Here is a 14744-nt window from a genome sequence, read left to right as displayed (position 1 = left end):
TGGCTCAAATGTTAGCCTTCACATTCGGCTCTCACACCATAGCAAATGATAACGGTTTGATAACGCAACGGCGCATAAACGCCGAAGTATCGGCGCACGCCGCCACTGCACCGCGCGAGTATTGCGGGATGCCGCGGCCCCATGTGAACGCGAACATGGGCCGCCGCGCAGCGTACGAACGCTACGCGGCGGCCACAGTATTACCGAGCTAGACGCACGGTGTGAGGTTCAGCACCGCCGGCGACAGCGACGCCTCCCCTCCGAGGAGTGTGATCTGGCTGACCCCGAGGCCCTCCAGATCCGCGAGAACGCCCGCGGTAACGCACGTTCCCGGAACAACGTAGAGCGGCGAGCTCGTCGCGGCAGCCCACGCGGAACCCGCGAGGGCATCCGGGAAGTTCAGCCCCGTAGCGATGAATGCGCGTTCCGCCGAATCGAACGCGTCAGCGTTGATCGTGCGCGCCGCCTCGTAGCGGTCGGCTCCACCGAGCCTCGTCGCCGTCGTAACCGCGTCGAGATCGTCGAAGACACCAGGAGTCACCGACGCCTCGCCACCCAGGACACGAGTCTCAGTCGTGCCGAGGTCATCGAGGAGCGCCAGCGTGTCTGCGTCGAGGTCCTGAGCGGACCCGCGAACCAGAAGCACCGGGGCATCCTGCGAACCCGCCGCCCCACCGGCTGACAGCGCGTCGGGGAACTTCTCCCCCGTCGCGACGTAGGCCAGAGGCACCTCGGCGCCGCCGAAGGCGTACTCGGCAACATTGCGCGACACCTCGAAGCGGTTGGCGCCAGCGATGCGCACCATCTCATCGGTGAGCCCGGAGAGGACGTTGAACGACCCTTCCGTGACCGAGAGCGTTCCACCGACCACCACGATCTTGGACGGGTCGAGTCGCTGGATCTCGTCCTGGACCACCTGAGGGATGACGTCGGGACGGATCAGCAGCAGCGGTCCACCCTCGTACGCGGCAGCAGGACCAGCCGACAGCGCGTCCGGGTAGTTCTCACCGTTGGCGATGTACACAACCGGAGCCGTGCCGGGGTACGCCTCCTGCGAGATGTTCACGGCAACCTCGTAGCGGTTGGCTCCCGCGATGCGATCGACCGTGGCATCCGGAGCCGGCACGACACTGAAGGACGCCGAGTCGTCGGATGCCTCGAGGATCTCGAACCCGAGGAACTCGGCGGTCACGTCGTAGTTGCCCACTGCGAGATCACTCGGCAGCGACACCGTGGCCACACCGTTCTCGATGAAGGCCGACTCGCTCCACGAACCGACGGTGAAGCGCACCTCACCACCGGTTTGGAAGGTGTCGGCTGCGGTCACCGTGGCCGACACGTCGGCCACGCCACCCTCGAGCACCTGAGCGTCGACCGCGACCTCGACGGACGTTGCGACGTCCTCGTTCGGAATACCGCGAATGTCGTTCCACTCGCGCAGGGTGATCGGGATCACCGTTCCGTGACGTGGGCGCTGTACGCCGGCGTTGGTCATCGTGATGGCCTTCGCCTCCCATGTCGGCGCTTCGATGTTCTCGTGGCACGCGGCCTGGTAGCCGCCACCGTTGGTGTAACGGTCGCCCCACAGGTAGAACTGACCGGGGCACGCGGTGTCGCCGGGGTTGGCCTCAAAGATGACCGGACCCTCATAACCCTGGTTCGCGACCCACGTCGTCTTGCCGAGCGACGGAGCGAGGAGCTGCCAGTTGTTGATGTTGCTGTCGAGGAAGTCGGTGTGCTTCTCCGAGAACAGATCCGAGTTCGAGTTGTTCGTCTCGTTTTTGGTCACCCGGTAGTAGTACTCGCCCACCTTGATGGCGGTCGTGTCGATACGCGAGTTCGGAGCGGGGTCCTGCCACACCTTCGGCTCCGAGAAGGTCTGGAAATCACGCGTCGTGTTGTACCACATCTGCGCATTGCCCTGACCGGTGCGGTTGATCGGGTCGTTCCAGAGCGACTGTGCCCAGAACACCGCGTACTCGCCGGTCTCCTCCACCCACAGCGACTCGGGCGCGAATGCGTTGCCCGCATTATCCGGGGCGACCTTGACGTGACGCTGCGGCGTCCAGTTGACGAGATCGTGGGACTCGAACACCTCGATGTACTGAGTGTCATTGATCGCGTAGCCGCCCTGGTCGTACCAATTGAGGTCGGTGGCGATCATGTAGAACGTGTCACCGTCGGGCGAACGAACGATGTGCGGGTCGCGCAGACCCTGGTCGCCGAGCTGCGAGACGAGCGACGGGGTTCCCCCGGTCAGACCGGTCCAATCGAGAGCCGTGTTGCCGTTGGATGTCGCGAACATGATCTGCTCGCCGTCCGGCAGGTTCTCCCCCTTGAAGTAACCGAGGAAGTAACGCTCGTTCTCCTCCTCGCGCGGGAGCGAGACGATCGTGACGTCGAACTCCTTCGTCTCGGATGCCGCGCCCTTGGCGATCGTCGCCGTGAGAGTCGCTTCGACGTTCGGCTGACCGTACGCGGGGCGAGTCACCTCGCCGGTGGGCGTCACGAGTGGACTGGACGACTCCCATGTGATCGTCGAACCGAACTCGCCGGTGTCCGGCAGATCGATGAACCCGCGGATGTCGTCGGTTTTGTACAGCTCGAGGTCGAGTGTGTCGCGATCGACCGAAGCCTGCTCGTCGAACTCGGCCTTCACCGTGATGGGGATCTGGCGCACCGTCTGGGCGTCGGAGCCTTTCGTGAGGGTCGCAGTGAGGACAGCCGTGGCATCCGGCTGACCCTGAGCGGGTCGCGTGATGACACCGAGCGTCGCCACCTTGCGCGCGCTGTTGACGGCCGGTGGCACCACAACCTCGACAACTGACGGGTCGGACGACGACCACGTGATCGCCGATCCGGCCTCGGTGCCGAGGCGCGGGAGCACAATGTCGTCGACGATTGCGCTCGTGAGTCCGAGGTCGATGGCCGCGGCATCCGCCGTCACCCCTGCCGCGTTCGCGTCGGAGGCGAGAGTCGTCACCTCGGACGGAGTGACCGCACGGTTGTAGATGCGGAAGTCGGAGAGGGTTCCGCGGAACGAGTAGTTGGCCGGGTTCTGCGAGCGGGCGAGGTAGTTGCAGTTCGAGCCGTTCGCGCCGCCCACCGACGGCGGAACCGTGATGTTGGTCGCCTGAGCGTGCTGGACGCCGTCGATGTACATCGTGCCCGTCCAGCTCGTGCCGTTCTGGTTGAGCGTCTGCGTGTAGGTGACCTGCTTCCAGACACCCTCGGCCAGACGCACACGGTTCTGCTGAACGTTGGTGTTGCCCGCCGCCGTGCGGATGCGCTGCGTGTTCGAGGCAAAGATCGCGGTGCCGCCGGCGACGTCACACGAACCCGTCTTGTAGCCGAGGCTCCAGATCTGGTGGTCGCCAACGTTGGCGGGGTCGATCCAGATGTCGTAATCGACGGTGAAGTTGTTGAGCCCTGAGGTGAGGTTGTCGGGGAGATCGACGTAGCCGCCCTCGAGGGCGTTGGCGTAATCGTCGGGGTTGAAACGGATGCCCTCGCCGGTGAGCTCGGCCTTGCCGGCGTTCATGAGCGTGGCGTTGAACGCAGAACCGGCGCTACCCGTGTTTGCGATCACCGTGCCGGATGTCTCATCCAGCTGGAAATGATGGAGCAGGCCATCGGTGACATCGGCTGCGGAGGCTGCTGGCGCTACCGCAGCAAGTACCCCCACCCCCAACGTCATGGACATGACTAACGCCGTCGTTTGGCGACGGGTTCGTCGATTGGGTGCATTGAACAACATTCTTCTCCGTACTCCTTTGTATGGGGAACGTGCCTGGCGAACGCGGAAAGTTCTACCCCTGAAGGGGAGGCACACAGCCAATTGTTACCGCTCACATGCGCAGAAACAAGTCGCAAGCGGGGATTTGTTCACGCGTCGACGCAAGTGCCGCGCCATCCTCGACTGCGTCGCGCGCCGAATAATCCTCAAAGGCAACAAAACCCTCGTCGGTGTTACCTGAGCGAAACCTCGGAGCAATGGGGGGAAACACCGCGTCGGTACTTTCGATCTGAAATCATCCGTCGCGCGAACGACCGAGGACCCGAACGCAAGTCGCCAGTGCCATTCGAGGAGAAGCGTTACATGACCGAACTCTCGCACCGCTCCAGATTCAGACGACGGCACATCGGTGCCCTAGCGGCAGGAGCGACGTCACTCGCTCTTCTCGCCTCGTTTGTCGCCACACCGGCCACGGCCGTGACGACCGTCCCCACCTCCAACGCCGCGTGGCAGATCCACGACAGCGCGAGGCCGGGTCTCGACACCGGCAGCATCCGCGCCATCAACGACAGCCGTGTCGACGGGTACGGCAACATCTTCGTCAAGGTTGTCGACAGCACAAGCCCACCGCTCATGAACGGCCAGATGATGCGCGGATTTGGTCTGACCTTCGACGGCGTCGGCACGTTCTCAAGCACCAACTCCGTGCCCATGGGGGAGGTCGCCGTGACCCGCCGAATCGACCTCGGTGCCGCATCCGAAGCGGCACGTTTCTTCGACACCTTCACCAACACGTCCACCTCCCCCGTCACTGTCGAGGTCTCCTTCGGCGGTGCGCTCGGCTACGGATCAGGAGCGCAACAGGGAACCGTGGCCGCCACCACGAACGGCGATACCGCTATCGGCGGAGAAGACTCCTGGGTTGTCGTAGCGCAACCGGGGACGAACACTCGGCCCATCGGCACGGTGCTCGGCACCCCGGCCCCCTTCGACGGCGCGATCGTGCGCACCGGAAACCAGGAGCGCAACCCCTTCGAGACTCCCCTCGTCACGGTCGGCCACGAGGCGAACTTCTACGGTTTCATCAACTCGATCTCCCTCGCACCGGGAGAAACGCAGTCGTTGCTGCGCTACGTGCACGCGGGCAGCACCGGTGCCGGAGCGGTCGCAGACGCTAGCGCCGATCTCGCGGCGATCGCGTCCGCCCCGGACCTCACGGGTCTGGGCGCCGCCGAAGTCTGCACCATCGCCAACTGGGACCTGCCAGAAGATGGCTGCGCGGATGCCCCCGCCGTCGAACTCCCGCCGCTTCCCGCCCCGCAGCCGACGACCACAACGATCAAGTACGACGTGGTCGGCAAATCGATCGCACAGCTGCAGGCCGACATGGAGCTCGGCGTCGTGACATCCGAGGAAATCACGCAGGCCTACCTCGACCGCATCGCCGCGTACGACGGTGGACCGTTCGGGTTCAACACGTTCATCACGGTTGCACCGGACGCCCTCGACCAGGCGCGTGCCGCCGACGCGAAGCGCGCCGCAGGTGAAACGGGCGAGTTGCTCGGCATCCCCATGGGTATCAAGGACATCTACGACACCTACGACATGCCCACGACCGGTGGATCGGCGGCACTGGAGGGCTGGACCCCAGCGGAGGACTCGTACCAGGTCGCGAAGCTGCGCGAGGCGGGAGCCGTCATCCTCGGCAAAACGAACCTCTCGGAGTGGGCCAACTCCGGAAGCCGCTCGGAGAGCGGCTACGGCCAGACCTGGAATGCACTTGCACCTTCGAAGACCTCGTTCGGGTCGAGTGGTGGATCGGCGGTCGCCCTCGCGGCGAGCCTCGCCGCCGGCACCATGGGCACCCAGACCGGCGTCTCGCTGTACGCGCCGGCGACGGGGTCGAGCATGACGATGTTCCGTGGGACCGACGGCATGGCCAGCACCCGCGGGGTGATGCCCCTCACCTACGGTCAGGACTACGCAGGCCCGATCGCCCGAACTGTGACCGACTTAGCGTTCATCCTCAACGCCACCACCGGCACGGACCCCGGCGAGCTTCTCACCGCTCAGGCCGACGCGCACCGACCGGAAGACTGGACCGAGTTCCTCGAGGTGGACGCGCTCGAAGGCAAGCGTGTCGGTTTCATCCCGAGCTCGTTTGTGTCGGGTTTCGCTGACGACGACACCGGAAGCGCCATGCTCGCGAGCCTGTCGGAGTTGGAGTCGGCCGGGGCAACCCTCGTGGAGATGGGCAACCCGCCCTCGGCCGGAAGCGCTCCGAGCGTCAACGGTTGGGCGCTGTACATCTCCCAGCAGCAGAGCTTCCCCTTCCCGAACAGCAGCACACTGAAGGCCGACGAACGTGTCCTGCCGTACAACCGGGGAACCGACAACACCGGTGGTGCTGTCGTTCCGCCGCCGACCGATCAGCAGATCCAGGCTCGAATCGACGCACGCCAGCAGTCGAAGGATCGCATCGCCCAGTGGATGGATGCTGCGGACGTCGACTTCGTTGTCTACGCCGGGTTCCTCTCCGACATCTACAACAACGACGGCAACAGCAACCAGCACTCCTCGGATCGCGCAACGGGTGTGCCGACGTCGAACTACGGTGTGCCGACTGTCGTCGTGCCGATGGGCGCCAACGGACACGGCTACCCGATGGCACTGCAGATCGTCGGTCGCGCGTGGGATGACGCTGCTGTGCTCGGTGCGGGCTACGCGCTCGAGCAGCGAGTGCAGGGCCAGCTCACCTCGCAGTTCGCTCCCCCGCTGACCGTCATCGGTGACGACGGAGAGGTCATCCCGCCCGCTGCGGAGCAGCCCGCTCTTGCGCACACGGGATCCGAGTCGCAGCCGATCGCGATCGTGAGCCTCGCCCTGCTCGGCGCCGGGCTGCTGCTCGCGGTCGGTGCCACGGCGCGGAGACGCCAGCGGTCGTAACGCACGCAGCTGCATCTGTGGGGCTCGGTCGCAATGCGGCCGGGCCCCACGTCGGTGCCGCGCGGCGGAGATTTCGGCCCGTCCGCAAGCCTCGCCGCGCGACTCGCCGGTTAGTCCGAGATTTCTCCGCCATGCGGCACACCGAGCTCAACGCAGACCGCAGCTACCGGCGGAACCAACAACAAGAGCCCGGCCGACGGCCGAGCTCTTGAGTGACACATGTCGCGACTCATCACATTGTGGACCCGAGGGGATTCGAACCCCTGACCCCCTGCATGCCATGCAGGTGCGCTACCAACTGCGCCACGGGCCCGTGAAAACGTGCTCATTCACTATACCGGATGCCAGAGCATCCCCTTGACCGCCGACGGATCGTCGCTACGCCACCTTCACGAAGCGGAACGACGGGTACGTGTAGAAACTGCCGCGATTCGCGGCAACTGCAGCCCGAATGCCGAGGACGAGAGCGACGATACGGAGCACAAAATTCAGGAGGTACACAACCATGTAGATGGCCCAAGCCACGAAAAACGTGTCAGAGCTGGTCCCGGGAAGAGTCGCCCCGATAATCAACGGGAACGCCAGGAGAAAACTCACGCCGTGAATTACGGCCAGCGTGAGCTGAAAGTTCCACTCCGTCGCGGTGTGATGTTTCACGAACGGACCACGGTCGCGATAGATGAAGTAAAAAGCCGCCGCCGAGATCACGCCGAAAAAGATCCCCAGCACGTGCGTGAGGACCGCCCACTGCTTCTCTTCGGCCGGACTCAGCGGAACTGCGGTGCTGACGGGGTTCGCGTACGGGTTTTGCGCTTCGGGCATTGGAGAAGTGTGCCAGATCCCTCAGGAGCCCTCCGCCGAGCGGATTTCCGCGTCGGCGGACATGTCGTCGAGTTCGGCAGCCAGGTAGGACTCAACCTCGGGCAGGTGCAGCGTGAACGTCGAGTATGCCTCCATCTCGACCGTGCCCGAGACGAGCTCGAAGTCGAGCACGTGGCCGCCGAACCGGCCGGCGCTGTCGAGATAGTGGAGGTGAAAGTCGGCGACACTCAAACCCTGGAACACGTCCGGGCCCTTGAACCCGACCATCGTGCCCACGGTGTCGCGGGCCGTGGTCTCGCGCTGGTCCTTGACCGCTTCGGCAAGGCCGCGGAACGGTGCCTCCTGGCGAACCGCCTCGCGCACGGTCATCGTCGAGAACGCCGCATCCACTCGGAGTGCATAAAACAGATTGTTGCTCGGCACGAGCCTTTCGACGAGGCGCTCGAAGGCACGCTCCCCCACGTCGGAGACGTCGACGCTGAACGTCGGCTCGAAGGCGACAACCTCCGCAAAGGGCAAGCGTTCGTCGTCGCCAACCGAGTGCACCACCCCGTCGGCTCGGCACAACACCATTCGCCCGTCCATGAGCACGAGTTCACCATCGAGCGCGTCGCCACAGCCGACACCGAGGGTGCCAGCCTCAGCAACATCCGACGCCGCGAACGCACCCTCGTAAAGACCCGCGACGAGTGCATCGACGAACGAGAACTGCTGAACAGCTTTGCCCGGTCGGGGCCGAAGATCACCGGATGCCACAACCGAACCGTACTACGCGCGGACCCACGTCAGCGCGGCAACACCGGTCAGTCGACGGCCGGGGCCACCGGCAGGTTGAGGGGAATCGCGGGGCAGTCCTTCCACAGACGCTCGAGCGAGTAGTACATGCGGTCTTCCTCGTGGAAGACGTGCACCACCAGGTCGCCGAAGTCGAGGAGAATCCAGCGGCCCTCGGCACGGCCCTCCCGACGCAGCGGCTTGGCACCGACGGCAATGAGTTTCTCTTCCACCTCGCTCGCGATGGCCTGGACGTTGCGTTCGTTCTTACCTGAGACGAGCAAAAAAACGTCGGTAAGCGGCAGAGGCCCTGAAACGTCGAGTGCTACGAGATCCTCGCCCTGTTTCGCGTCCGCTGCCACAGCAGCGACGGTGAGCAATCGGTGGGCGTTTTCGGATGCAGTCACATGGTCCTTTGGGTCTGGTGCTGGTTAGAAGACGTTGAGGGCGAGGGCGGTCACGAGCAGGCCGACCACCACAACACCCATGACCGCGGCGGCGATGATGAGCGCGGTAAGCGCGCGCGTGCTCTGCTGCTTGGGGGCGTTGCCCAAGCCGGAACCCGAACGGGTACTAATGGCATTGACAGCACTCACGGGTGCCGACTCGGTGGAGACCACCTCGGCGTCGTGTGTTTCGAAGAGCTGATCGATCCCCGAGTGCTCGAGCTTGCTCGACGCGCTGGACGAACCGAGGGTTTGAGGCAGGGTGATCGACCCGGTGAGGATGATCTCTCCCGAGCCGGGAAGCGGCCCACTGATCGTGCTCTCGGGGATGGCCGGCAACACGAGAGCACTCGTGGCGACGGAACCCGATCCGACGGTGCGGTTGATGGTGGTCTCGTGGACTTCGCCATCCTCCTCGTCGAGCTGCGTCGACCAATGGCCCTTCGGGGGTGTCCACGCTGGCGGAGTCTCCGGCGAGGCCTGCTGGGCGGGAGGCTCCGGCGTGAACTGACCGGGGGTCGCCGGTGTGAGCGGGATGTCGAAGATCGACAGATCGTCAGCGGACTCGACCGGGGTTTCGGCGACGGGCTCTCCCGAGGTCAGGAGGTCGAACTCAGCGAGCGCGTTCGTCAAACCGGTGTTGGCCAGCGGCTCGGGGGCCTGTGTGGGGAAGACTTCCTGGGCAGGAGTCGCGCTCGGAGCACTGGTCTCAGACGCCGACGGAGCGGGTTCCACCGGCTGCGCAGGTTCGACCGGTGCTGCGGGCTGAGCGGTGGATGCCGCAAACGGCCATGCCGTGGGAAGCGATGCATCCGGAGCAGGTGTCGGCGGCACGGCGGGCGCTGCCGACGGTTGCTGCTCTCGTGCAGGTTCAGCGTCGACCGCAGGCTCCGGCTGACCGGGGAACGCCGTGGTTGCGGCAGCGAGCTCTTCCGGGGTCCGCGGCGGAGCCGAGAACAGCGGAAGTGCGGCCGTCGGAGGCTCCTGCAGTGCCGGGGGCTCGGTCTCCTGCTGCTGCAGCGCCCGCAGCTCCCGACGAGTCATGGTGCGCTCCGGAACAACTGCGGACTGCGGTGCCTCGGGTGCGGCAGGTGGCGCAGCGGCGGCAGGAGGCTCAGTGGCCTGAGGTGCGGCAGGGGCGGCGGACACGCTGACGTCGTAGGGTTCGGTCCACTGCGGCGCAGCAGGTGCAGGCGGGGTGGGTGTCGCCGAGGTGGTCTCAGGCCGGTGGTCGCCGTAGCGATACTGAGGCTGATCGACCTTCTGCATTACCTGTGTGGCCGGGAAGTCATCGGGAGCGGCGGTAGCACGTGGCCGACGGAGAGGCTCGGCGTCGGGTGCAGACGGGGCGGCGCGGCGGCCGGGGTTCAGGCTCGTGGGCACTGCGGGCGGAGTTGAGGCCTCCGGAGCGGCAGCCGTCGGTGGAGTGGCGCCGGGCGAGACGAACTGGCCGCCGTCCTGAGCATTCCACTGTGGGTTCTCGACGACGGGCGCCTCCGCCTCGGTGGTGTTGGCGCGCTCGTTCAGGCGCGCTGCGCGCCTCGAGGGAAACTGAGGATCCTGCGATGAGGTCATTCGATGCTCCGATACAAGTGGTGCTTGGCGATGTATTGGACGACACCATCAGGTACCAAATACCAGACCGGGAAGCCCCGACTGACCCTGCTTCGACAATCCGTTGAGGATATCGCCAACGCCGGCACTTCCAACGAGCTTACGCCTTGCTCTGGTAATCCGCTAATGGTCAGGGCGTGCCCTGGCCGGGAAACTGCTATGAAATGGGCGAGCGACCAGACCTCGTCGACGTCCTTCCAGTCGAGGATCTGAGCCACCGCATCCGCTCCCGTAATGAAGAACAGATCTGCATCGGGTCGTTCGCGACGGATGTCACGCAGCGTGTCGACCGTGTAGGTGGGGCCACCGCGTTCGATATCTACACGGCTGACAGTGAACCGTGGGTTCGCTGCAGTCGCGATGACCGTCATGAGGTAGCGGTGCTCGCTCGCCGTGACCTCGGGTTTCATCCACGGTCGACCGGTGGGAACGAAGATGACCTCGTCGAGGTCGAACTGCTGTTGCACCTCGCTTGCGGCGACGAGGTGGCCATTGTGGATCGGGTCGAAGGTTCCACCCATCACGCCAATGCGTGCGCGTCGTTGCGCGTGTGCTGGCATGTGCCGGGTTGGCGCCTAGTGACCCGCGTCGTGCGCGTCGTCGGTGCGCGACGTGCGCCCGGCATGACGGTTGGCCACGTCACGGTAGCTGAAGGTCACGAAGCCGAGGAGCGCAAAAACGGCGACCGCGATACCCGCGAACGCGAGCGGCGGCATGATGAGCGGGGCGAGCTCGTGCGCCTCGGTCTCGGTGAGCACGGTGACCAGAAAGTTCATGGCTGTCATTCTAGCCGCGCACCTGACCACTGCCGCGCACGATCCACTTGGTGCTCGTCAATTCCGGGAGACCCATGGGCCCGCGAGCGTGAAGCTTCTGCGTGGAGATACCGACCTCGGCACCGAATCCGAACTCCCCACCATCGGTGAAGCGCGTCGAGGCGTTGACCATGACGACCGCCGAGTCGACCTCGGCGAGAAAACGCTCAGCGCGGGCGACATCGTTGGTGATGATCGACTCGGTGTGGTGGGTCGAGTACTCGTTGATGTGCGCGAGAGCGTCGTCGAGGTCGTCGACCACCTTGACGGCGAGGTCGAGGGACATGTACTCCGTTGACCAGTCCTCGTCTGTCGCAGGCACGACGTCACCCACGATGGCGGCGGTGCGGGCATCACCGTGGATGGTCACGCCAGCGTCGCGAAGTCGCTCAATGACGGGAGGGAGCAGTCGCTCCGCCGATCCCGCGCTCACGAGCAAGGTCTCGAGCGCGTTGCATACGCTCGGCCGCTGCACCTTGGCGTTGTGAACGATCTCCACGGCCGTCGTCAGGTCGGCCGAGTCATCCAGGAACACGTGGACAACTCCCGCACCGGTCTCGATCACAGGAACTTTGGACTCACGAACGACGGTGTCGATGAGTTGTGCGCTTCCGCGAGGGATGAGCACGTCGACGTACCCGCGGGCCTGCATGAGTTGCGTTGCACCTTCGCGACCGAACTCGTCGATGGTCTGCACGGCCTCGAGCGGCAGTCCAACCTCGACGAGTGCCGACTGGATGACCTCAACGAGCACTCGGTTCGTATTCTCGGCTGCCGATCCGCCTCGGAGCACGACCGCGTTTCCGCTTTTGAGCGCGAGTGCCGCGATGTCGATGGTGACGTTCGGGCGAGCCTCGTAGATGGCACCGACGACACCGAAAGGAACACGCACCTGCGTCAGCTGCAACCCGTTCTCGAGACGCGATCCGCGCACAACGTCCCCGATCGGATCGGGAAGGGCGACGATCTCGAGCACCGCACTGCTGAGGGCAGCGAGTCGACCGGGGTCGAGACGGAGCCGATCCTGAAGGCCAGAGCTCAGACCGTTCTCGCGTCCGTTCGCGAGGTCAAGCTCGTTGGCGGGAAGGATACGTGACTCGTTCTGTCCGATCGCGGCGGCGATCGCACGAAGCGCGTCGTTCTTCTGCGCCGTCGTCGCGGTGGCGAGAACTCGGGCAGCCTCGCGCGATGCGGAGAGCTTGTCGGTGAGCGAAGTGAGAACTGCGGACTCAGTCATGCGTCGAGTCTACGACCGGAGCCGCCTCGAACCACGTTCCGAGTGAGCGGCCGGCGAGAGCATCCGCAACACTCTGCGTTGACGTGAGAAGTGTGGGGATGCCTGCGGCAGCAGCGAGCTTCGCGGCCGCAACTTTGGTGCTCGCTCCCCCGGTGCCGACCCCGGCCGCCCCGATATCACCGAAGGTCACGCCCGACAGTTCATCGTCGAAGGGCACGGTGTCGATACGGACGGCGCCGGGCTCCCCCGGAGGCCGCGAGTACAGTGCGTCGATGTCGCTGAGAAGCACTAGCACGTCGGCGCTCACGAGCACGGAGACCATGGCTGCCAGCCGGTCATTGTCGCCGAAGCGGATCTCCTGCGTGGCAACGGTGTCGTTCTCGTTGACGATGGGCAGGATGCGTAGGCCGAGCAGTCGCTCCATGGCGCGCTGTGCGTTACTGCGGTGCGTCGGGTTCTCCATGTCACCCGCGGTGAGGAGGATCTGGCCGGCGACGATGCGGTACCGATCGAGGCTCTCCTGGTAACGGAAGATCAGCACGTTCTGACCAACGGCCGCAGCCGCCTGCTGCGTCGCGAGATCGGTGGGCCTTGCGTCGAGCTGGAGATACGGGATGCCCGTAGCGATGGCACCGGATGACACCAGGATCACTTCGGCCCCGCGTGCGTGGGCGCTGGCGAGGGCATCCACGAGCGGCTCGATCTGCCCGACGTTGGGGCCGCTGACGGAGGATGAGCCCACCTTCACCACGATGCGACGGGCGGTCGCGATGTCGGCGTGCCCACGAACCTCGGTCACTTTCCGTCCTCCTCGTCGAACGCGTCCTCCTTCGAGACGGCAAATCCTTCGTCGTCGGTCCAGATTCCGGCTTCGCGTTCTGCCTGTAGCTCCGCGCGAGCCGCCGCCTTGGCATCCATTCGCTCCTGGTAGCTCTGGCGGCGTTCCTTGTTGGTCTGGCGTGTGCTGTCGTCGAACCGCGAGTCGGTACCGCGCGGGCTCGTGATGAGCTCCGCCGCGGAGGTGAGGGTTGGCTCCCAATCGAAGACGATCGAATCACCTTCGCCGATCATCACGGTCGACCCGGGCACCGCCCCCACGGCGAAAAGCGCCTCGTCGGTGCCGAGTTTGGCGAGACGGTCGGCGAGGTAGCCGACGGCCTCCTCATTGGCGAAGTCGGTTTGGGCGACCCAGCGTTCGGGCTTGGCGCCGAGAATCCGGAAGGTGTTGCCGTACGTTCCACCCTCGACGCGGATGGTGAAGTCCTTCTCGTCGACGGGTTTCGGACGCATGACGATACGGGGCTTGACCGTTTCGGCGAGTGCGCGCGCCTGCCGCTCGGACTCGACGATCCCCGCGAGGGCGTAGGAAAGCTCACGCAGTCCGGAGTGCGTCGCCGCCGAAACCTCGAAGACTGTATACCCGCGAGCTTCGAGGTCGGGGCGCACCATGTCGGCGAGGTCGCGCGCCTCGGGCACGTCGACCTTGTTGAGGGCGATGAGCTGGGGACGGTCGAGAAGCGGTCGTTGCCCTTCGGGCACCGGATACGCGGCCAGTTCGCCGAGAATCACATCGAGGTCACTCACGGGGTCACGACCGGGCTCGAGGGTCGCACAGTCGAGAACGTGCAAGAGCGCCGAGCAGCGTTCGACGTGACGGAGGAACTCGAGGCCGAGACCCTTGCCCTCGCTTGCGCCCTCGATGAGCCCCGGTACGTCAGCAATCGTGTAGCGAGTGTCACCCGATTCGACGACACCGAGGTTGGGGTGCAGGGTCGTGAACGGGTAGTCGGCGATCTTGGGCCGTGCGGCGCTCATCGCCGCGATGAGACTGGACTTTCCCGCGGACGGGAATCCTACGAGGGCGATGTCGGCAACCGTCTTGAGTTCGAGGAGAACGTCTCCCTCGAAGCCGGGTGTGCCGAGCAGTGCGAATCCCGGCGCCTTGCGCTTGGTGGTGGCGAGGGCTGCGTTTCCCAGTCCACCCTGGCCACCCGGCGCGACGACCATTCGCATTCCAGGGGAGTCCAGGTCGGCGAGCTGCTCGCCGTCGGGAGACTTTACGACAGTGCCCACGGGAACCTCGAGAATGAGGTCGTGGCCGGAGGTACCGGCACGGTTGTCACCCATCCCGGGCTGACCGTGCTCCGACTTTCGGTGCGGTGCCCGATGGAAGCCGAGGAGCGTCGTGACCTGGGGGTCCGCGACCAGGATGATGTCTCCCCCATCACCACCGTTGCCACCGTCGGGTCCAGCGAGCGGCTTGAACTTCTCGCGGCGGACGGACACACATCCGTTTCCGCCGTGACCGGCGCGAAGGTGCAACGTCACCTGATCGACGAAGGTCGCCATGGTGA

At 65.2% G+C, this 14744-nt stretch carries 11 protein-coding genes and 1 tRNA gene; 1 reads left to right on the top strand and 11 read right to left on the bottom strand.

What is annotated here, in order from left to right; all coding sequences use genetic code 11:
* Positions 1 to 208 precede the first annotated feature (208 nt).
* Positions 209 to 3703 (bottom strand): cell wall-binding repeat-containing protein, encoded by a 3495-nt coding sequence (locus LH407_RS13190; protein ID WP_322133524.1) that lies wholly within the window; start codon positions 3701 to 3703, stop codon positions 209 to 211.
* Between the two features lie 396 nt (positions 3704 to 4099).
* Between LH407_RS13190 and LH407_RS13185 the strand changes: the two genes are divergently transcribed.
* On the top strand, positions 4100 to 6682 hold the full coding sequence (locus LH407_RS13185; protein ID WP_322133525.1) for an amidase: 2583 nt from the start codon (positions 4100 to 4102) through the stop codon (positions 6680 to 6682).
* Between the two features lie 240 nt (positions 6683 to 6922).
* On the opposite strand, the gene LH407_RS13180 is transcribed toward LH407_RS13185, so the two are convergent.
* The 10 genes from LH407_RS13180 to obgE form a co-directional block, all read right to left on the bottom strand.
* Positions 6923 to 6995 (bottom strand) — tRNA-Ala (locus LH407_RS13180).
* Positions 6996 to 7060: 65 nt separating this feature from the next.
* Positions 7061 to 7504: a DUF4870 domain-containing protein gene (locus tag LH407_RS13175; protein ID WP_322133526.1), complete on the bottom strand. Its 444-nt coding sequence runs from the start codon at positions 7502 to 7504 to the stop codon at positions 7061 to 7063.
* A 21-nt stretch (positions 7505 to 7525) separates the two neighbouring features.
* Entirely contained in the window at positions 7526 to 8260 is a 735-nt protein-coding gene (budA, locus tag LH407_RS13170; RefSeq protein ID WP_322133527.1) for an acetolactate decarboxylase, read from the bottom strand.
* Positions 8261 to 8307: 47 nt separating this feature from the next.
* The gene (gene rsfS, locus LH407_RS13165; protein WP_322133528.1) at positions 8308 to 8685 is read right to left on the bottom strand and encodes a ribosome silencing factor; all 378 of its coding nucleotides are present in this window, start codon (positions 8683 to 8685) and stop codon (positions 8308 to 8310) included.
* A gap of 24 nt (positions 8686 to 8709) precedes the next feature.
* The gene (locus LH407_RS13160; protein WP_322133529.1) at positions 8710 to 10299 is read right to left on the bottom strand and encodes a hypothetical protein; all 1590 of its coding nucleotides are present in this window, start codon (positions 10297 to 10299) and stop codon (positions 8710 to 8712) included.
* Positions 10296 to 10898, bottom strand: a complete 603-nt coding sequence (gene nadD / locus LH407_RS13155) for a nicotinate-nucleotide adenylyltransferase (RefSeq protein ID WP_322133530.1) — start codon at positions 10896 to 10898, stop codon at positions 10296 to 10298. The genes LH407_RS13160 and nadD overlap by 4 nt, the downstream gene beginning before the upstream one ends.
* 15 nt (positions 10899 to 10913) lie before the next feature.
* The gene (locus tag LH407_RS13150; RefSeq protein WP_322133531.1) at positions 10914 to 11114 is read right to left on the bottom strand and encodes a hypothetical protein; all 201 of its coding nucleotides are present in this window, start codon (positions 11112 to 11114) and stop codon (positions 10914 to 10916) included.
* Positions 11115 to 11124: 10 nt separating this feature from the next.
* Complete coding sequence (locus LH407_RS13145) at positions 11125 to 12390, bottom strand: glutamate-5-semialdehyde dehydrogenase (protein ID WP_322133532.1); 1266 nt, start codon at positions 12388 to 12390, stop codon at positions 11125 to 11127.
* Entirely contained in the window at positions 12383 to 13189 is an 807-nt protein-coding gene (gene proB / locus LH407_RS13140; protein ID WP_322133533.1) for a glutamate 5-kinase, read from the bottom strand. The genes LH407_RS13145 and proB overlap by 8 nt, the downstream gene beginning before the upstream one ends.
* Positions 13186 to 14739, bottom strand: coding sequence for a GTPase ObgE (gene obgE, locus LH407_RS13135; protein ID WP_322133534.1), 1554 nt, complete (start codon positions 14737 to 14739; stop codon positions 13186 to 13188). Before obgE ends, proB begins: the two co-directional genes overlap by 4 nt.
* Between the last annotated feature and the right edge of the window lie 5 nt (positions 14740 to 14744).

The organism is Antiquaquibacter oligotrophicus, from assembly GCF_020535405.1.
Classification (GTDB): domain Bacteria; phylum Actinomycetota; class Actinomycetes; order Actinomycetales; family Microbacteriaceae; genus Rhodoglobus; species Rhodoglobus oligotrophicus.
The sequence above is the reverse complement of the archived record's forward strand: the minus strand, read 5'-3'. Positions and strand labels throughout refer to the sequence as shown.

Excerpts from the sequence above, each read along its gene's own strand:
- LH407_RS13190 (WP_322133524.1), bottom strand. The coding sequence starts at position 3,703 with ATGTCCATGACGTTGGGGGTGGGGGTACTTGCTGCGGTAGCGCCAGCA.
- LH407_RS13175 (WP_322133526.1), bottom strand. The coding sequence starts at position 7,504 with ATGCCCGAAGCGCAAAACCCGTACGCGAACCCCGTCAGCACCGCAGTT.
- nadD (WP_322133530.1), bottom strand. The coding sequence starts at position 10,898 with ATGCCAGCACACGCGCAACGACGCGCACGCATTGGCGTGATGGGTGGA.
- LH407_RS13145 (WP_322133532.1), bottom strand. The coding sequence starts at position 12,390 with ATGACTGAGTCCGCAGTTCTCACTTCGCTCACCGACAAGCTCTCCGCA.
- LH407_RS13150 (WP_322133531.1), bottom strand. The coding sequence starts at position 11,114 with ATGAACTTTCTGGTCACCGTGCTCACCGAGACCGAGGCGCACGAGCTC.
- obgE (WP_322133534.1), bottom strand. The coding sequence starts at position 14,739 with ATGGCGACCTTCGTCGATCAGGTGACGTTGCACCTTCGCGCCGGTCAC.
- LH407_RS13160 (WP_322133529.1), bottom strand. The coding sequence starts at position 10,299 with ATGACCTCATCGCAGGATCCTCAGTTTCCCTCGAGGCGCGCAGCGCGC.
- LH407_RS13185 (WP_322133525.1), top strand. The coding sequence starts at position 4,100 with ATGACCGAACTCTCGCACCGCTCCAGATTCAGACGACGGCACATCGGT.